14 protein-coding genes are annotated in these 19509 nt (G+C 45.1%); 6 read left to right on the plus strand and 8 right to left on the minus strand.

Features of this window, described 5'->3' with window-relative positions:
* Nucleotides 1-7 precede the first annotated feature (7 nt).
* Entirely contained in the window at nt 8-2383 is a 2376-nt protein-coding gene (ygjK, locus tag KI743_RS09845) for an alpha-glucosidase (protein WP_285466194.1), read from the plus strand.
* 158 nt (nt 2384-2541) lie between these two features.
* On the opposite strand, the gene KI743_RS09850 is transcribed toward ygjK, so the two are convergent.
* The 4 genes from KI743_RS09850 to KI743_RS09865 form a co-directional block, all read right to left on the minus strand.
* The gene (locus KI743_RS09850) at nt 2542-5649 is read right to left on the minus strand and encodes a beta-galactosidase (protein ID WP_285466195.1); all 3108 of its coding nucleotides are present in this window, start codon (nt 5647-5649) and stop codon (nt 2542-2544) included.
* A 168-nt stretch (nt 5650-5817) separates the two neighbouring features.
* On the minus strand, nt 5818-7044 hold the full coding sequence (locus KI743_RS09855; RefSeq protein ID WP_150869181.1) for an ABC transporter substrate-binding protein: 1227 nt from the start codon (nt 7042-7044) through the stop codon (nt 5818-5820).
* Nucleotides 7045-7197: 153 nt separating this feature from the next.
* A complete protein-coding gene (locus KI743_RS09860) occupies nt 7198-8049 on the minus strand; it encodes a carbohydrate ABC transporter permease (protein WP_032551606.1) in 852 nt (283 codons plus the stop codon).
* Nucleotides 8049-8969 (minus strand): carbohydrate ABC transporter permease, encoded by a 921-nt coding sequence (locus tag KI743_RS09865; RefSeq protein ID WP_285466197.1) that lies wholly within the window; start codon nt 8967-8969, stop codon nt 8049-8051. Before KI743_RS09865 ends, KI743_RS09860 begins: the two co-directional genes overlap by 1 nt.
* A gap of 297 nt (nt 8970-9266) precedes the next feature.
* Between KI743_RS09865 and KI743_RS09870 the strand changes: the two genes are divergently transcribed.
* The 4 genes from KI743_RS09870 to KI743_RS09885 all read left to right on the plus strand — a co-directional run bounded on the left by KI743_RS09870 (nt 9267) and on the right by KI743_RS09885 (nt 13917).
* Nucleotides 9267-10349 carry an ABC transporter ATP-binding protein gene (locus tag KI743_RS09870; RefSeq protein WP_285466198.1) on the plus strand — a complete coding sequence of 361 codons (1083 nt, stop codon included), beginning with the start codon at nt 9267-9269 and terminating at the stop codon, nt 10347-10349.
* 239 nt (nt 10350-10588) lie between these two features.
* On the plus strand, nt 10589-11929 hold the full coding sequence (locus KI743_RS09875) for an MATE family efflux transporter (RefSeq protein WP_285466199.1): 1341 nt from the start codon (nt 10589-10591) through the stop codon (nt 11927-11929).
* A 169-nt stretch (nt 11930-12098) separates the two neighbouring features.
* Nucleotides 12099-12401, plus strand: a complete 303-nt coding sequence (locus tag KI743_RS09880; protein WP_285466201.1) for a DUF1330 domain-containing protein — start codon at nt 12099-12101, stop codon at nt 12399-12401.
* 463 nt (nt 12402-12864) lie between these two features.
* Complete coding sequence (locus KI743_RS09885; RefSeq protein WP_285466227.1) at nt 12865-13917, plus strand: phosphatase PAP2 family protein; 1053 nt, start codon at nt 12865-12867, stop codon at nt 13915-13917.
* Here KI743_RS09885 and KI743_RS09890 read toward each other — a convergent pair.
* Nucleotides 13864-14802 (minus strand): LysR family transcriptional regulator, encoded by a 939-nt coding sequence (locus KI743_RS09890; protein WP_285466228.1) that lies wholly within the window; start codon nt 14800-14802, stop codon nt 13864-13866. The genes KI743_RS09885 and KI743_RS09890 overlap by 54 nt on opposite strands.
* A 101-nt stretch (nt 14803-14903) precedes the next feature.
* On the opposite strand from KI743_RS09890, the gene chrA reads away from it, so the two are divergent.
* Nucleotides 14904-16049: a chromate efflux transporter gene (chrA, locus tag KI743_RS09895; protein ID WP_285466202.1), complete on the plus strand. Its 1146-nt coding sequence runs from the start codon at nt 14904-14906 to the stop codon at nt 16047-16049.
* Between the two features lie 67 nt (nt 16050-16116).
* Here chrA and KI743_RS09900 read toward each other — a convergent pair whose 3' ends face one another.
* The 3 genes from KI743_RS09900 to KI743_RS09910 are packed head-to-tail and all read right to left on the minus strand — an operon-like array spanning nt 16117 to nt 19504.
* Nucleotides 16117-16818, minus strand: a complete 702-nt coding sequence (locus tag KI743_RS09900) for a class I SAM-dependent methyltransferase (protein ID WP_285466204.1) — start codon at nt 16816-16818, stop codon at nt 16117-16119.
* A gap of 17 nt (nt 16819-16835) precedes the next feature.
* Nucleotides 16836-17744 (minus strand): glycosyltransferase family 2 protein, encoded by a 909-nt coding sequence (locus KI743_RS09905; RefSeq protein ID WP_285466206.1) that lies wholly within the window; start codon nt 17742-17744, stop codon nt 16836-16838.
* Nucleotides 17741-19504 (minus strand): hypothetical protein, encoded by a 1764-nt coding sequence (locus tag KI743_RS09910; protein ID WP_285466208.1) that lies wholly within the window; start codon nt 19502-19504, stop codon nt 17741-17743. The genes KI743_RS09905 and KI743_RS09910 overlap by 4 nt, the downstream gene beginning before the upstream one ends.
* Nucleotides 19505-19509 lie beyond the last annotated feature (5 nt).

The raw sequence follows: 19509 nt of genomic DNA on the forward strand, positions 1-19509 counted from the left end.
ACTCACTATGAAACTGAACAAATCATTCGCAGCTATCGCTATTGGCGCAGCACTTGTTGTTACTGGTTGCGCATCAAATACAGGCTCTGAAGATCTTCAAGCAAACCAATTTAAAAACGTTATCGACCGCACTGGCTCACCAGAATACATGCGTGACTATGACTTCGATGACCATCAACGCTTCAACCCGTTCTTCGACCTAGGTGCATGGCACGGTCACTTGTTGCCAGACACGGCTGAAGGCATGGGTGGTTTCCCGGGAACAGCGCTGCTTACTGAAGAATACATTAACTTCATGGCTGATAACTTTGACCGCCTAAGCGTGTACAAAGATGGCAAAAAAGTTGAATTCACGATGGAAGCTTACAGCCTGCCGGGCGCATTGGTTCAGACGCTGAAATCTGACGATGTAACGGTCGAGATGACGCTGCGTTTTGCTTCTAACCGTACTTCTCTGCTAGAGACTAAAATCACCACTGACTCGCCAGTTGAGTTGGTGTGGGACGGTGAACTGCTTGAAAAAACACACGCGAAAGAAGGCGTCGCGCAAACCGATAAAACCATTGCTGAAACATACCCTGATTACAATCGCCAAATCGTTGCAACCGACGACGGTCTAAAGGTCACTTTCGGTAAAGTGCGTTCAACGTGGGATCTGCTGACTTCAGGCGAGTCTGAGTACCAAGTTCATAAATCGATTCCAACCCAAACCAAGGTCGATGGCTTAACGTTTACTTCAACTGCAAGCATTGAAGAATCAACCACCATCTACACCACATACTCACACGTGTTAACGGCAGAAGAAGCAAAAGCGGAACAGCCTGAGATCAAAAAGATCATGGCAAACCCTACCGATTTCTTAGCGGCATCGGAAGCGCGCTGGGAAGGTTACCTAGAGATGGGGTTAACCAACCCGAATGCGACGCCTGAGCAAGAGCGTGTTGCGGTAAAAGCGATGGAAACCCTAAACGGTAACTGGCGTGGCGCAGCCGGTGCGATGGAGTTTGACTCTGTAACACCTTCGGTAACGGCGCGTTGGTTCTCTGGCAACCAAACATGGCCATGGGATACATGGAAACAAGCTTACGCGATGGCGCACTTCAACCCAGACGTAGCGAAAGACAACATCCGCGCAATGTTTGCCTACCAAATTCAAGCTGACGATCCGGTTCGCCCTTGGGATGAAGGTTACGTGCCAGATCTATTGGCTTACAACCTAAGCCCAGAGCGTGGCGGTGACGGTGGCAACTGGAACGAACGTAACACCAAGCCAAGTCTAGCGGCATGGGCAGTAATGGAAGTTTACAAGACCACCAGCGATGAAGCTTGGCTAGAAGAGATGTATCCAAAGCTGGTGGCTTACCACGACTGGTGGCTACGTAACCGTGACAACAATGGTAATGGCGTTCCTGAGTACGGCGCAGCGCGTGATAAAGCACACAACACACCAGAAGGCGAAATGTACTTCACTGTGGTTCGTGGCGATAAACACGAAACCGTTGTAGGTCAAGCAGCACTGGATAAAGTGATTGCAGAAGGCAACTATGACTACATCGAGAGCCCAGCTCAAACTGCGGCATCTTGGGAATCAGGTCGTGATGATGCGGCAGCCTTTGGTTTCATCGATAAAGATCAGCTAGACGCCTACGTTGCCAACGGCGGCAAACGCAGTGATTGGGATGTTGAATTCGCCCAAAACCGCGCAGAAGATGGCACCCTGTTAGGCTACTCACTGCTACAAGAGTCCGTTGACCAAGCAAGCTACATGTACAGCGATAACAAGTACCTAGCGGAAATGGCTGACATCTTAGGCAACGAAGCAGAAGCGAAAGAGTTCCGTGAAAAGGCTGAGCACCTATCGAACTACATCAACACTTGTATGTTCGATGAAGGCACGAACTTCTACTACGACATTCGCATTGAAGATAAACCTTTAGCTAATGGCTGTGCTGGTAAACCGATTGTCGAACGTGGTAAAGGCCCTGAAGGTTGGTCACCACTGTTCAACGGTGCAGCAACCCAAGCACACGCGGATGCGGTGGTCTCTGTGATGAAAGACACCTCAGAGTTCAACACCTACGTACCACTGGGCACTGCAGCGCTATCTAACCCAGCATTCGGCCCAGATATTTACTGGCGTGGACGCGTATGGGTAGACCAGTTTTACTTCGGCCTGAAAGGAATGGACAGCTACGGTTACCGTGATGATGCGATTGAAATGGCAGGCGCTTTCTTCGACCACGCTGATGGCTTGGTACAAGACGGCCCTATCCGTGAGAACTACAACCCATTAAACGGTGAGCAGCAAGGTGCGCCAAACTTCTCTTGGAGTGCAGCTCACTTGTACATGCTTTACAACGATTTCTTTACTGACGCAGAGTAAGTCAAAGTTTTAACATCGTTCTAAAACCACTACAAAAACAAAGGCACCCAACATGATGTTGGGTGTCTTTTTCTTTGAATCAACTTTCAGCTCATTTAGGTTACTGTAGTATTTGGCCTACTATGATCTTTTTGCTCCACAAGCAGATCACCAAGCCTCTATGCACCAAAGAATCGAACCTGATAACGGTAGTGCTCTTGTATTAATTTGAACTCATCATGCACACTTGGCGTCCATGAATCATCTCCACCAACCCCCATATGAAAGCCATCGATGTAAACAAACAACTGGTCTTGCTCGGTGAGATCACAAGTGTGTTTGGCCTGCACAAGTTGCTGTTGTCCAAAGCGGCTGACCGAAAAATGAAAATCGCCCTGTAATTCAAATCCGCCAATAACGGCTTCACGCACATCGCAACGCAACCCACAATCGGACGGGAAAATATAAGGAGTATGCATCTGCTCTATGCTCTGCTGATAGCGACCAATATGAGCCGAGCTTTTTCTGTCTGGGTAGTTTTCATGTGGCCCACGACCAAACCATGTCACCTCATTCGACGTCTCTTTTAGCGCGAAGGATAAACCAACACGTGGCAGTGATGGCAGACCTTTGGCGGCTTGAACATGCACATCGATAATCACTTCGCCATCAGAGAACAATTGATATTGCCAAGTCGACAACAGGCGTACTTGCCCTTCAACAAGATGAGCAATTTTCGACGTCACCAACACCTTGTTTTCATGCGTGAAGAAGGAGAAATCAATGCACTCTGGCGTCAGAGAATCTAATCCCGCGGCTTGCCATCGCGCTATCCATGAGTTGGGATCAACGCGATTTGCTTCACTAACACCAATATCGTTATCCAGTGGTGCACGATAGAAGTTATCACGAATGCCACTGGCAAGCTGTTCAACGTCCTCTTTCAACCAACTTTCCACATAGCCCGTTATACGATCGAACTCAACGCGATAACGCGCACCGACAATAGCGAGTCGCTCTTCACTCTCGATGGCCTGCGGTGGATGCTCAGAGGTATTATCGTCCAACACCAGTTGTGGTGATGTAGGTAAAGTGAGTTGCTCGGTTGCTGTAACGTGACCTTTGCTTGCCCACTTAGTATCTTGATGTAATCTCACTTCTAAATTTAGGTGGTTGAGCGCATTGGCCTTTTGAGGAAGCACAATGCCATCGAGCTCGATATGAATGCTCGACTCTGGTTCTAACAACAGTTCAATGCAGCCCTGGCTTTGCTCTTCACCATCTTGAGTAATTGACCAATAAAGGGTTTCTTTATCACTTGAGCAAAATAGGTTCTCGCTGCGCACTTCAATCACCAAAGGCTCAATCGATATCAGCGCGAACTGATAAAACTGCTGCGCCTTTTTTACCTCGTTCAAGCTCGGGTGCGGGGTTCGGTCTGGGAACACCAATCCATTGATACAGAACTGACGATCATTAATCGCATCACCAAAATCGCCACCATACCCCCAATAAGGCTTGCCTTGTGCATCGGTTTTGGTGATGCCTTGATCAACCCAGTCCCAGATAAAACCACCTTGCAATCTTGGGTTATCACGAAAGGCTTGCCAGTATTTGTTAAAACTACCTAGGCTGTTGCCCATCGCGTGTGCGTACTCACATAAAATCAGCGGACGCTGCTCATTCGGCAATGCGATCGCTTTTCGAATTCCAACACGCGGCGTCACCTCTGGTTGATGAGCAACGACAGGTAAATCCCAATCCACTCGCGCATACATAGGGCACAGAATATCGGTAGCTGCGGTATCCGCTCCGCCTCCCTCATATTGAACAAGGCGAGTTGGGTCTGCCTGCTTGACCCATTGATACATCGCATGGTGATTGCGACCAATTCCGGATTCATTGCCCAAAGACCAAATGATAATACTGGCGTGGTTTTTATCTCGTTCCACCAGTCGAGTAATACGGCGCATATAGGCATTCAACCAAGAAGCGTCATTCGATAGACGACACATTGGGACCTGACCGTGGGTTTCGATGTTTGCCTCATCAACCAAGTACAACCCATATTCATCACACAGTTCATACCAAAGTGGGTGATTAGGATAATGAGCGGTTCGCACCGCGTTGAAGTTGTTTTGCTTGATGAGTTTAATGTCTTGAATCATGCCCTCGCGAGTCATGGTATGCCCGAGTTCAGGGTGATGCTCGTGTCGATTCACCCCTCGAATTAGCAGCGGCTTACCATTTACTTTAAGCAGGCCATCGCTGATCTCAACGCTGCGAAAACCGACATCGTAAGCCTCACAGTCGAGCAGCTCGCCTTGTTCATTCTCTAACGAGATAACACAGCGATAGAGATAGGGAGATTCAGCACTCCATTTGTGGGGGTTAGCAACGGAATTTTGGCTGTATGCCACTTCCTGCCAAGGCCCTTTTTCATCGACATATCGTTGGCCAAAACCGACAACATCAGGTTCAATGACTTTCTGACCTTGCGCATCATACAGTTCAATTTTTACCTGATGAGCATCACTACTCTCATCACTGTTTTTTGATATTTTCACATCAACACAGAGCTGCGCGTCGCGATAGGCAGCGTCTAATTGAGTTTCGATTTTTACGTCTTCGATCGCTGTCTTCGGCTTAGTGAGCAATGTAACGTCGCGGAATATGCCGCTCAACCACCACATATCTTGGTCTTCAAGGTACGAGCCATCTGACCAGCGTAATACCATAACTGCTAACGAGTTTTCTCCCACTTTGACAAACGCCGATAGGTCAAACTCAGCTGGCAAACGGCTGTCTTGTGAATAGCCCACCCACTTGCCGTTACACCACAAATGAAAAGCAGAGTTGACGCCATCAAACGCAATTCGATGGATATTTGTCAATGCTTGCTCTGTGCATTGAAAAGAGGTTCGGTATAGCCCTGTCGGGTTATCTCGAGGCACAAATGGCGGAGTGTCCGCAAATGGGTACTTCACATTGGTATAAATTGGTTTGTCATAGCCTTGCATCTGCCAGTTACTCGGCACCTCAATCGAGTCCCAGGTTGTATCGTCAAAATGCTCTGCAATCATGGCTTCGCTGACCGACTCTGGCGCATCAAACAGCTGAAATTTCCAGACACCATTTAAAGATTTGGTATTCGAAGCGGTTCGTGCAAGAGCACCTTCTCGAGAGGTATACGCCTTCAAAGGAGCATGCGCTTCTAGAACGTTATGATGTGTAATGTGTTGATTTTCCCACTCACGAGCGGAGATGATTTGAGAGAAGCTTCTCATTAACTGTTCCTTGCGATAAACCGTTCAGAGTGTGTCATTGTCAATATGACTTAACAGCCTTCAACCAATGGCAGTGGCAACGAGGTGAGTCGCACCATAAATACTATTGACGATGACACATACAGAGTGATGAAAGCCGCAGCGACAATTGCTGCGGCTTGGTCTCAATTACTTAAAGGCGCGTTTGCTTACCTTGTCTAGCTTCTTAAGAATCTTATCGATACGTTCAGGGTGAACCATAAACTCTTGGAAGCCTTTCATCCCCTCTTTTGCCATCGCCGGGTTGGTGTCGCGATCATAGAACTGTGCAGTACCATCACTCGCCGCCAACATAGCAACGCCTTTATCTAAGAACGGATCTGACTTAGCTTTCGCTTTGTTGTTGGTCGGGATCTGCAGCAGCATCTCATTGATAAGCTGTTGGTTTTCAGCACGAGCAACAAACTCTAAGAACTTACGAGCATCGGCTTTGTTCTTCGCTTTTGATGGAATGTGCAGGGTATCCATTGGCGCATCTTCAGCCATTGGCACGCTTGGATCGATGACTGGGAATTGGAAGAAATCCATCTTGCCGTCCAGCTCCGCTGGGAAGTTTGGCGTAATGAAGTTACCCATTAAGTACATCGCCGCCTTACCGTTATATAGGAAAGGTTGCGCTTCTTGCCAAGAGTAAGATGCGTGGTTATCTAAGAAGTAACCTGGCTCAACCAACTCAGCCCAATTAGCGAATGTTTTCTTCACACGCTCATCGGAGTAAGGGACTTTGCCATCCATCAATTGGATATGGAAATCTAAGCCATTGGTTCGCATGTTGATGTAATCGAACCAGCCAGCAGCCGTCCAAAGATACTTAGTACCTATGGTAAATGGCGTCACGCCGTTTTCTTTTAGCGTTGCTGACGCCGACTTTAGCTCTTCCCAAGTTTTTGGTTCAGCAATACCGTACTGCTCAAAGATGTCTTTACGGTAGTAGATACCCCATTGGTAATACGTGTAAGGCACACCATATTGCTTGCCTTGCACCGTCATCGCAGGCGCCGCTGCTGCAAAGTCTTGCTTCATGTTGTTGTCTGCCCAGATGTCACTCACATCTTCAAACAAGCCACGATCAACAAACGCCTTCATACGGTTACCGGCATACCAGAACACCACATCCGGTGGCGACGTCACCAACCAGTTACGAATCGTGGTTTTATACGACTCATGGTCATACAGGTTGTACTTAACCGTGATATCAGGGTTCTCTTTTTCAAAGCGACTGATGATCTCACTCCAAGCCTCTTTTGGGGCTGGGTCAGAGGCATCTGAGTTGATGACTAAGGTTCCTGCAAACGCTGTAGTCGAGACGGAGGCAGCAAGCACTGCGGTTGCAGCGATATGTTTCACGTATTTCATATGTAGGTCCTTGTTATAGAGCGGGGCTCACTAAGTCCAATTTTTATTATTGTGCTGGGTAGAGTTATTCGTACTTTGGTTACTCTCTGTGTATCCATTTAAGGTGGATTGTTTACATAACGGCTCCTACTTTGAGGAGCCCTCATTGAATATTTAGCCTTTGGTTGCACCTAAGGTCAGACCGGCAATAAAGTGCTTCTGCATGGTAAAGAACAGCACAACGGGTGGAATCGCAGCGACTACTGCACCCGCTGACATGAACTGCCATGACGCCAACCACTGACCTTGAAGTGAACTTAAACCAGCAGTCACTGGACGCACTTCATCGCTTTGAACCAGAACCAAAGCCCAGAAGAAATCATTCCAGATAAAGGTAAACACTAAGACCGCAAGTGCAGCTAACGCCGGGCGAACCAGCGGCAGAACCACATGCCAGAATATTTTCCATTCACTGACCCCTTCTACACGCGCGGCCTCGATAAGAGCATCAGGAATACCGACGATAAAGTTGCGCATAAACAGGGTACAAAAGCCGGCTTGAAAGGCGATATGGAAAAAGATCAGAGCCCAGTGTGTATCGTACAAACCTAGGTTAATCGTCAGGTCACGAACCGGGATCATCAGGATCTGGAAAGGTACAAAGTTACCCGCAATGAACATCGCAAAGATCCAGAGGTTGGCTTTGAAGTTGTATTTAGCTAACGCGTAACCTGCCAATGTGGAGAGAGCAACCGCTCCCGCTACCGCTGGTAAAGTGATGATCAAGCTATTGATTAGATACTGTCCCATCGATGTCGAGGTGAACACCTGAGTGTAGTTTTCAATAAACTGAATCTCGCTTGGCCAGCCCCAGTAGTTACCTTTGTTGATGTCTTCCATCGAACGAATCGAGGTCATCATCACCGCAATAAGGGGCAGCAACCACATGACAATAGAGATTGGCAGAGCGACTCGATAACTGATGTTGGTAAAGCGTCCTGCTTTTTGAATCGGTTGTGGATACATTATTTTTCACTCCTCAACATACGCCACAAGAAGTAAGCGATATAGATATCCATAATCAGGAATAGAACAACGGAAACCGCAGCGCCATAACCCATTCGGTAGTTAAAGATCGACTCTTCGTACATTTGATAAGCCAGTACCGTAGAGCTTCCCCACGGGCCACCAGCGGTCATGGTTGCCACTAAGTCAAATGAACGCAGAGCGCCAATTACGGTGACGACCACTGCAATAAAAGTGGCAGGTCGCAATTGAGGTAGCACCACATACCACAGCATGCGCCACTTCTTGGCTCCATCCAGTCGTGCTGCTTCCAATTGCTCTGGGTCTAAGTTGTTCAACCCTGTTAAGTACAAAATCATGCAGTAAGAGATTTGTGGCCACAGACCTGCCACGATAATTCCGTAGGTAACGTAATCTTCATTGGCGAGAATGGAGATAGGCTCAAAGCCAAGTGAACCTAAGACGATATTGAACAGGCCAAAGGATGGGTCGTAAAACCAGGCAAACACTAAGCCCACAACCACTTGTGAGATAACAAATGGAAAGAAGAAGAGAGACTTAACAACACGGATGCCTTTCACTTGTTGGTTGAGAAAGAGGGCGATAGCCAGACCACAAGGTGGCGCAAGCATAAAGAAGATCAACCAAAGGAAGTTGTTAGTCAGTGAGATGTAGAACGCATCGGAGTCAAATAGCTCACGATAGTTCTCTAGCCCCACCCACTCTTTCTCACCAAGTCCATCCCACTCGAAAAAACTCAACCAGATACTGTCCACAATCGGGAAGATCACATAGAGCGAGAAGATGGCGATTGCCGGTGTTAAAAACAGCCACGGCGACAGCTTAGAGCTGATGCGCCTTTTCTTTCTGGCTGATGGGATGCGATTTTCTGGGTATATCGTTTTCACAGATTGCACCATTTTCCCAAATTCCTTGTCTTCATAGCTTTGTTTACAATTCCATTTGTTTCAAAGTTAATCGGCGAAACATCATCAAATTGCTAAGCTTTAATCGTAACCATGCTCAAATATTAATCTCAGCAATCATATTGTGTATCGTTATGTTTAAATTGTGTAAACGATTCCACAAAAAACGGAATACTTTGTAAAATTTGTATGAGCCGGATCAATAAATCGTGCGAGGCACCTAACAAATTTCTGATGAATGCGTATGTTTTAAAGGCAAAGTGATGTAGTCCAACAAGGCAAGGAGATAGCATGGCTGATATCAGCTTAAAAAAGGTCATTAAGCGTTATGGTGATGTACAGACCATCCATGGTGTTAATCTAGAGATAACCAACGGTGAGTTCGTTGTTTTTGTTGGTCCGTCAGGTTGTGGTAAATCGACACTGCTTCGCTTGGTTGCCGGTTTAGAAGAAATTACCGAAGGCGAAATTCATATTGGCGACGAGCTCGTCAACGATGTTGACCCAGCTGAACGCGGTGTTGCCATGGTATTCCAATCTTATGCACTCTACCCACACATGACCGTAGAAGAGAACATGGGCTTTGGTTTAAAAATGAATGGCGTCGCTAAAGAGACCATTGAAAAGCAGGTCACCAGCGCAACCAAAACACTGCAATTGGAACACCTACTTAAGCGTAAGCCGAAAGAGCTTTCTGGTGGTCAGCGACAAAGGGTTGCTATTGGACGTGCAATTGTTCGCAATCCGAAAGTGTTCTTGTTCGATGAACCACTCTCGAACCTAGATGCAGAACTTCGTGTCGATATGCGCCTACAAATTGCGAAATTACATCAAGATCTGCAAAACACCATGATTTATGTCACCCACGATCAGGTCGAAGCGATGACGCTTGCCGATAAAATCGTGGTCCTTAGAGACGGTAGAGTCGAGCAAGTCGGCTCACCATTAGAGCTTTACCACAGCCCACAAAATGAGTTTGTGGCTGGCTTTATCGGCTCACCGAAGATGAACTTCTTACCGTGCGTTGTGGGTTCTTGCTCAGAGACTCATGCTCAACTTTCGATTAATGGTAATAGCCAAATCACCCTACCCCTTCCAAGTCAAAAGTTAGCAGAAGGACAACAGCTGACACTCGGTATCAGGCCAGAGCATTTAGAGATCAATGGCGCCTCTGACATAACGATTGAGTTTCAAAGTGAAGTGGTTGAGCGACTAGGAAATAGCACCTACATGTTTGGTCAATCTTGCGGCATAGACGGCTTTAAGGTTCACCTCCCTGGCGACCAAGAGGTGTCTCGCTATCAATCTCTAGAGCTAAACTTCTCTGCAAAAGACTGTCATCTATTCGATGCACAGGGGCAGCGAATCGACTAGCTATACGCTTATACAAAGCCAGTCTGCGCACTGGCTTTGCCTTTCCAACCCTCCCCTCTCTTACTCTATCGACTCCCTCAAGCTCGTTGGATAGGGTAAACGTTACCAAAACAGTGACATTTTCAGCTCTAAATCCGGCTCTTTTTGACCTTGTAGGTAATCCGGACATTATTTTGATAGTTGTTTTCTTAATAAGCACTACACTAAAGCCTCACCCTTCCTTTTTTGAGAAAACCTAAATGCCTAATGCTGATTCCAACCTAAACAAACGTATGGGAATCGTTGCGCTCACTTGGCCAATATTCATTGAAGTTCTACTGCGAACCGCGCTCAACACCAGTGATGTATTCATGCTATCTGGATACTCAGACAAAGCCGTATCAGCGGTTGGTGTTATCTCGCAAATCTCATTTTTCCTGATCATTGTCTCCACCATGGTGAGCAGCGGAACAGGTATCTTGATTGCACAATACAACGGCGCTTCTCGCGATCAAGAGAGTGCGCATGTCGGTGTTGCCAGTATTATCCTCGCCGTCATCACAGGCGTTTTGTTGAGTATTCTCGCGGTGTTAGGCGCTGAATATTTCATACCGCTCTACCAGCTTGAAGCGCAAGTGGAACAGTACGCTCAAGAATATCTGTTTATCAGCGGTGCGCTGACGTTTAACGTCACTATAGGCGTAGTGCTGACTACGATTCTTCGCAGCCACGGCTATTCAAAGTCACCAATGGTCATCAATATGATTGCTGGTGTTATCAACGTTGTAGGTAACTACTGCGCGCTATACCAACCTTTTGGATTACCTGTTTACGGTGTTCAGGGTGTGGCGGTCGCGACCGTGTTCAGCCAAGTTATCGGTATGTTCATTTTGATTGGAGTGGTCAGAAGCAAAGGGATCGACCTTCCGATTAAGCAATTCAAAGCGATTCCCAAGTCGATTTACCAAAAGATCATCAAAATCGGCTCCATGAATGCGGGTGAAGTGCTCTCTTACAACATGGCCCAAATCAGCATTACCTTCTTTGTTGTACAGATGGGCACCTCTTCGCTGGCTGCCTTTACCTATGCGCAGAATATCGCTCGCCTCTCTTTTGCGTTTGCGTTGGCTATTGGTCAAGGCAGCCAGATACAAACGGGCTACTACATTGGTAAAGGCTGGATCGATGAGATCACCACACGAGTGCAGCGATACTTTATCGTAGGTTTTATTGCATCAACCGTTATCACCTGTTTGATATACCTATTCCGATTCGAAATCTTAGACGTCTTTACTCAAGATCCAGAGATCATCGCTCTGACGGCAAGTCTGATTGCTGGCTCAATACTGCTTGAAGCAGGCCGTGTGTTTAATCTGATCTTTATCTCTTGCCTAAAAGCCGCAGGCGACATTCAGTTCCCGGTAAAAATGGGCATATTGAGCATGTGGGGCATTGGGGTTGCTATGAGCTATTTACTTGGCGTGCACTGGGGCTACGGCGTATTCGGTGCTTGGATGGCGATTGCGATGGATGAGTGGTTCCGAGGCATCATCATGGCTCATCGTTGGCGAGCGAAGAAGTGGACCAAGTACTCTTTCTAACATCCGGTGAACAGATTTAATTTTCAATAATATCTATATAAAGATTCTTTATAGCGGCCAATTATCAAAGTTGAGCTTAGGCACTATGCTTATTTCATTCGCAATCCGATAGCAATGAACAAATCTATTGATAACAAGAGTGCGGCATGCACAAAGTGGAGATTACATTATGTCTTACTATTCAGTACTAGAAGTTACCCCAACAACAGACACATGGGTTGCCGATTACATTGGTCCTGCAAATAAGCTGGTTACACAATATGGTGGAAAATACCTTGCCCGTACTTCTAGCCACGAGCGTTTAGAGGGGGATGCAGAACAACCCGCTCTACGTATCATTATCGAGTGGCCTTCAAAGCAAGCCGCGATTGATTTTATGAACGATCCTGAATACGTCCCACACCTCCAGGCTCGCACTGCTGGATCTGTTAGTCATCACGCACTTATCGAAGGCAAAGACGATCTCGCTTAATCATACTAAGTATGAAAATTCGAACAGTGAAGCAAAGCCGCTCCATTGACCGATGCAGCGGCTTTTTGTTTACGAGACTGACAGTTAAGAAATAGAAACATAATGCTAAAAAGAAAAAGCGCTAGGGGGAGCTAGCGCTTTAAACCAACTAATTCCATTTAGTTAGGGAGAGTTTTTAACCATGTGAAACTTAATCCATAGCTAGAGTCGCTGTACATACACACGATTATCTATCGTTGTAACTGAATTAAGCCTCAAACTAAGTATAGCCACAGTTTGAGCATGGTGATGATAAATTCGCTGTTTTTTCTGCACTATCGTAATCACCTAGCAACACATCAAATCTGAGCTAGCCTTAAATAGAGCACCCGATGGATGGGCGAAGGAAATTATGGAAAGCAGGCAAGACAAATTATGTAAACACACCTCAAAAAACCATCGCGTTCAATACATTCCAAACTTAATGAACGAGCTCTACCGAAACAAGTGGGTTTTATACTATACCGCTGCAATATTGCTTATAACCTTAGTGTTTAGCCAAGTAACTAAGTTGCCATTTCAATTAAACTTATTTACATACTTGGACATCATAATAGCTAGTTGCTGTATTATTTTGTTCGCCATTAGTGTTTGCTATTACTGTGTTTTACTCGTGAAATCGAAAACTCCAGGGCATGACTTTCTAGTTTGGCTAAAACCGCTCTTTTTTCCACTATCACGTTCCGTCTTATTTTTCATTTTGCTCCTTTGCATTAACATCTGTTTTTCTAGCTACACCTTCATCAAATCGAGCATCCCTTACTTAGTTCCATTTTACTTGGATGAAAATTGGCACAAGTTGGATCTATGGCTCCACTTCGATATCACACCTTGGCATATCACTCACTCCCTATTCCCGACACCAACAGCAACTTTGGTAATCAATGTCCTTTACAACTTATGGTTTTTTGTAAAATGGGGGGTTGTTATCTTTTTCATCCTTTACAGACAAGACGACAAATTGCGGACACAATTTCTTGTTACTTTTCTCGCATCATGGCTAGTAATTGGAAACATCTCTGCCACTATCTTATCTTCAGCTGGCCCTGTGTTTATGCAGCCTTTGTTCGATGTTAACCATTACCAGCCTCTCATGGAGCGACTCGCCAACCAAAATTTCGCTTTATTAAATAGCAACTCACTCCCTATATGGGCTCTTGATACACAAGCAATGTTATTGGAGCACTATCTTCAAAATGAGAACAGCCTAGGATCTGGTATTTCGGCAATGCCCAGCATGCATGTCACTATAGCTACGCTGATCGCAATTAGCGTGTCTAAATTAAATCGCTGGGGTGGAGCACTAGCTTGGCTGTATGCCCTTTCGATACAGATCGGCTCGGTGCACCTTGGGTGGCACTATGCGGTAGATGGTTATGCCGGTGTCATCTTAACCATTTTGTTATGGAAACTAGTAGGTTGGTTACTCACCAGGACTCGATTGACCAGCGATATCAACCACCACTTGACTGATTAGCCGGCGAATAAAGATATTCTTATCGTCCCGCTGTTTACCTTTGCGATAAACAAGCTGAATGTCGAAGTCAGGAACCTCAATCGGAGGAGTAACCGCTTTTAAACTGGAACAAGAACCTTCTTGTCTCGCCACCAGCTTGGGGACAATACACAACAGCTGTCGGCCATGAATCAAACTCTTGATGGTTAGGAAGTTACTCGATGCAATCGCAACTTGGCGCTTTAACCCTAATACTTCTAATTTATCGTCAACGCCAGTCGAAAGAACACCACTTGGAGAAACAAGAGCATGCTCGACAGACGTAAAATCCGATAATGACATTGGCAATTCCACTTCGAGCACATCACCATCATACAAACAAACATGCTGCTCAGTATAAAGGTGCTCAGTTCGATATAACTCCGTAACCTCACCAAAGCTACCAATTACCACATCCAGTTTAGATTGCTCAAAGACCGATTGGTAATTAGCACGGTTCACGTTGAATAGCGCGACTTGCGAATGTGGAACCTGCTCTTTTATCTGATCAAACAGTGCTGGGCCAAACATTTGTTCTGCGTAATCCGTTAGACCGATCTTCCAAACATCACTGAATGTCGAAGCTTGAAAAGGCTTGGTTTTCAAAATATCAGTCTGAATTTGACCAAGTAGAAGGTCAACCGAATTCGACAACTCCATGGCGCGCTCAGTTGGCTCCATTCGACTTCCCACTCGCTCAAACAGTGGATCATCAAACAGCTTTCTTAACCTTTGTAGACTGTGGCTCATCGCTGACTGACTAACGAAACAGCGCTCAGCCGCCTTGCTCACACTATTGGTTTTATACAATGCTTGTAGTGCAATCAATAAGTTAAGATCAATTCCTTTCCAGTTAAAACTCGCCACTTCCCCATCCCATTTCATTAATAGAGACAATTAAAATAATTAATTTGAATCATAGTACTGTTCCCTCTAAATTACTCGTAATTCTTTAAATGGGTATGATCATGTTTGCAATTTTTAAGACCTTTTTTTGGCTAGGTTGGATCAGTTTTGGTGGTCCAGCGGCTCACATTGGTTATTTCAGAAACACATTTGTCGAGAAAATGAAGTGGCTGACGGACGAAGAATACGGACAGATCGTCGCGCTGAGTCAGTTCTTGCCTGGGCCGGGATCAAGCCAAGTCGGCTTCGCGGTAGGCTATAAAAAAGGGGGACTGCCTGGTGCAATTGCTGCGTTCATTGGTTTCACAACGCCATCCGTAATCTTGATGCTAGTTCTAGCGCTTGCCAGTTCACAATTGTTAGATAACTCTCTTTTCAACTCAGTTATCCATGGGCTTAAGCTGCTTGCCGTGGTTGTCGTCGCCGACGCAACCTATGGAATGTATAAAAACTTTTGTAAGTCAGCTATCGCGACCTCACTATGCGTTATGACGGCTGTGGTTTTGCTTCTATTTCCCGGTATTTGGCCACAAATCTTGGTACTTATTTTGGCGGCATTCGTCGGAAGTCGATTCTTGTCTTCGCAAGCCCAATCTTCGGTTACCAGTAGCGAGAAAATTTCGTTTGCACCGCTCGTCCTCTTTGCTGCTCTGTTACTAGGTTTGCCTTTGCTGGCAAATTACTCACAGGGGATCGAAGTGTTCAGTTTGTTCTATCAAGCAGGTAGTTTGGTGTTTGGTGGTGGCCACGTGGTTCTACCATTACTCCAAAATGGTATTGGTGATCAGTTATCCCAAGATGCTTTCTTAACAGGTTACGCAGCGGCGCAAGCCGTTCCTGGGCCGATGTTTACACTTGCAACCTATCTAGGTTACGTCCTTATGCCTGCTACGCCTGTGTTAGGCGCTCTGATTGCAACCGTCGCTGTCTTTCTACCTGGTTTTTTACTGCTGTTGGGGGTTCTTAAAAACTGGCAAGCGATAGCGAGCAAACCATTAATTTCTGGCGCATTAACTGGCGTTAATGCTGCGGTTGTTGGTCTACTCCTCGCTGCTCTATATCAACCAATTTTCACTAGTGCAGTAAATAGCGGGCTAGACTTCGCACTTATCGTGGTCGGTGTTTGGTTGCTCAAATCAGTCAAGCTACCAATCGTTGGCTTGGTCGGAGTGTTCATTGCTGCGGGCGCAATAATGAATTGGTTGTAAGCCAAGTCGAATACGGCAACAAGCAGGAGCGAGATGGTTTCGCTTCTGCTAAGTCTGTTTTACGAGTCTATTTCACACCATGGAAAGAGAAAAACAAATTACAATCGATCGACGGTAATATCGAAAATGGCCAAAAACTGCAGCGATAACTAGGAGAATAATACTTCAAAAAAACAATAAGATTATTGCACGGGTTTACGTGTTCCCTCGCCATAATATAATCGTAATTCCAGCCTTTACTCATTCCAAGTTTTCGAGTCGTAAAGTACCGACCAACTTTCCACGCAACCCCCGGATCCGTCGGAATTAGTACTGATAAGGTCCCCCCAGGCTTGAGAACTCGTAACCACTCTTTAATAACAAGGTGAGGTTCATAAATATGTTCCAATATATGAGTCGCTACTACACGATCAAAGTGTTCATCTGGGTACTCTAAACAACTCGCATCCATACTCTCAAATATAATACTTCCTTGCTGCTTTAAACTTGTAATTGATTGCTGAGCAATATCAAGAGCGGCTTGGTCACCATCAGTCATTACATATTCATCAAAGGTATGCGATACATGCTTTAAATGCTCACCAGTCCCACACCCTACCTCTAAAACCCTTGAAAAGTGTTCCTTCTTCAAAGGCCTCTCTAGAGCTATATGTCCGGCTCTCATAACCCCACCAGTAGAGTTATCATTGTAGACTCGGTGATCATATTCATTACTGAAACGATTTAAATAGTTGAGCCATTCAACATCTTCGTTCTTGCTCGCTCTCATGCACTCTCCCCACCAACCTAGAGGTTTAACATCGACAGAATCTTAATTTCTCGTCGACCTCGTGAAACGTTATCTAGAATCAATCCACAGAAAAAAGACATTACAGCGATCAAAGCAATTGAACTTGCGAGGATTGCTGTAGGTACTCGCTCAACGAGCCCTGTCTCGATAAAGTCGACAATCACAGGGATACCTAGCGTCAGAGACAAGCCTGCAAGAAATAAGGCAAGCACACCGAAAAATAGTAACGGTTTTACGTCCCTCAGAATGAAAAGAATAAAATTAAAAATTTTAACGCCATCACTAAGTGTATGAAGTTTACTTTCTGTTCCATCTGGACGAGGAGAGTACTGTGTCGCAACCTCTTTAGTGGGCATATTATGATGCAACGCGTGGACGGTAAGCTCTGTTTCTATCTGAAAACCATCGCTGAATATTGGTACGCTCTTAACAAAACGACGACTCATCACCCTATAACCAGAAAAAACGTCTTCAAAATGAGCACTAAAAGCTCCGTTTACCAGAGCCGAGAAAAATTTGTTTCCGTATATATGCCCAGTGGGGTATGCCCCTATCGCTCGTTCTCGACTGCCAATAACCATGTCTAAACGCTCACTCAGTAAATGCTCGATCAGTTTGGGGCAAATTGATGCATCATATGTGTTATCACCGTCAGCCATCACGTATATATCTGCTTCAATATCAGAGAACATTCTTCTAACAACCTCTCCCTTTCCTTGGCGAGGCTCTGTACGAATAATTGCCCCAGCCTCACTAGCCTCTGCGATGGTGTTATCAGTCGAATTATTGTCATAAACATAGATATCAGCGTTAGGTAAAGACGTTCTAAATGAGCTTACAGTTTGCCCAATAGCACCAGCCTCATTGAAACAAGGAAGTAATACCGCTATTTTTTCGTTTGTCATGGATACTCCCTCACCCTAAAAACTTGATAACTGCTTTGCTTGTTTGAATAAACTCTCTCTAACCAACTGGGCAATTCTTGACTATATAGCCTTCGAATGAAGGCTCTCTCGTTGCTGAGGTGCTTAATCAGAACTAAGTGACTATCATTTCCCACTACAACGATACCTACGCCTTTGCTTAACAATTTATCTCGAACAATACTTAGGTCTTCTTCAAGCATAGTTTCAATTAAGAAAGTATTCCCTCTAATATTCCTATGATAAGGGGCTGCAATGATTCTATTTTTTGTTCTTGCTAACAATTGAGAACCACTTTCAATACCGGTTAATACAAGCTCTTCTTTAACACGTATAGAGTTAAGAACGTCAATTAAGTTATCTTCATCCGCTTGATTTCGCTCTTTAAACGAAGGCCCTGACAGGTCTCCATTGACGAATAGCAGAATGAACGCTATCCCTAACGGCCCACCGAGCGTGATAAATACAACCTTTACAAAAAGATATCGCAAATACTCAGCACACCTTAAAACCACATACGCTTGAAGAGGAGCTGCTAATAAAAAACAACTCCTTGTAACCCTTAACTGCCAAAAGTATGCCAACAGCAGATTCACCACTAACATTAGATAAAGTAAGGTGGCGTATGGGTTATTTTGTTTAAAAAAAGGAAACAATAAGGCAGGAATGAAAAGCAACACATAGTTCTGTCGTGATAAGAAACCATCCTGGTTAACGTAGTAATAAATTGGCTTAGCTTCGGAGACATAGTCTAGCCAAAACATTTTCAATATTGATGGGTACTCTATCAACAACCCATCGATAAAACTTGGAAACAGCAATACCGTCGGAGTCAGAGAAAGCAGTCCCACAAATATAAAAATCATCACTTTTGATAATTTTGATTGTCCAAAACCGACACTCTTTTCAAAAAAGAGTATAAAAGCGTACCCACTCAATAATAGGAAAACCAAAAGAAAAGAAACTTCATCAGACTTAATAGTGAAAAACTCAGATACTGGCCTATTTAGCAAAATGGCAACCAATACAGTTACTGTACACTTTACAAGTAAAACACGGACATACTCTCTCCACTGAGCATCAACCAAACATGAATATGTCGTATAAACTAAAAAGTAAGACCCAAATAAAAAGATGTTATCTAGTCCAACCCAAAACGATAGCCCCACAACCAAAGCATGTATGTTGATCCGCCAACGCTGTCCCAATTGCATTTGTTTGATTGGGCTAAGGACTAGGAACAAAGCGCCAAGCATCAGCTGTATATTGTGGTGATCAATTGCGCCAGGTAGAAAGTGAACAACAGCTGGAGAAGCGATCGCAAATAGCATACTCACGAACCGATACTTAACGCCAAACAATCGGTGTCCTAAGTAAAAAACAGACAGTAAGTAGACAAGTAAATAAAAGAGAGGGACAACAGATATCGTGAAAGTGTAGGCTAGGTGTTCAGGAAGAAAGATTAGCAACGGTATAGCGACTGAAGACAGCATGATATCAGGCAACCTAGACCAATGTATCAGTACTCCATCTTGAGGGTTAAAGTTGTGCATAGGTACTAGGTACCAATCACCCTCCTCCATCCAGTGTTGAAATTGGGCAAAACGCATGTAGTCATCATTATCTCGGAGCTCTAACGCACTAACCGTTTCCCAATTAAAAATGATAATCAGCACTGCTCCCACTAGCCAAAAGCCAATAAGAACGAAAACATCTTGTCGAATCGAATTTTCCTGAGCCAAAATGA

The sequence above is a fragment of the Vibrio sp. D420a genome, assembly GCF_030248625.1.
Taxonomy (GTDB): Bacteria; Pseudomonadota; Gammaproteobacteria; order Enterobacterales; family Vibrionaceae; genus Vibrio; species Vibrio fortis_A.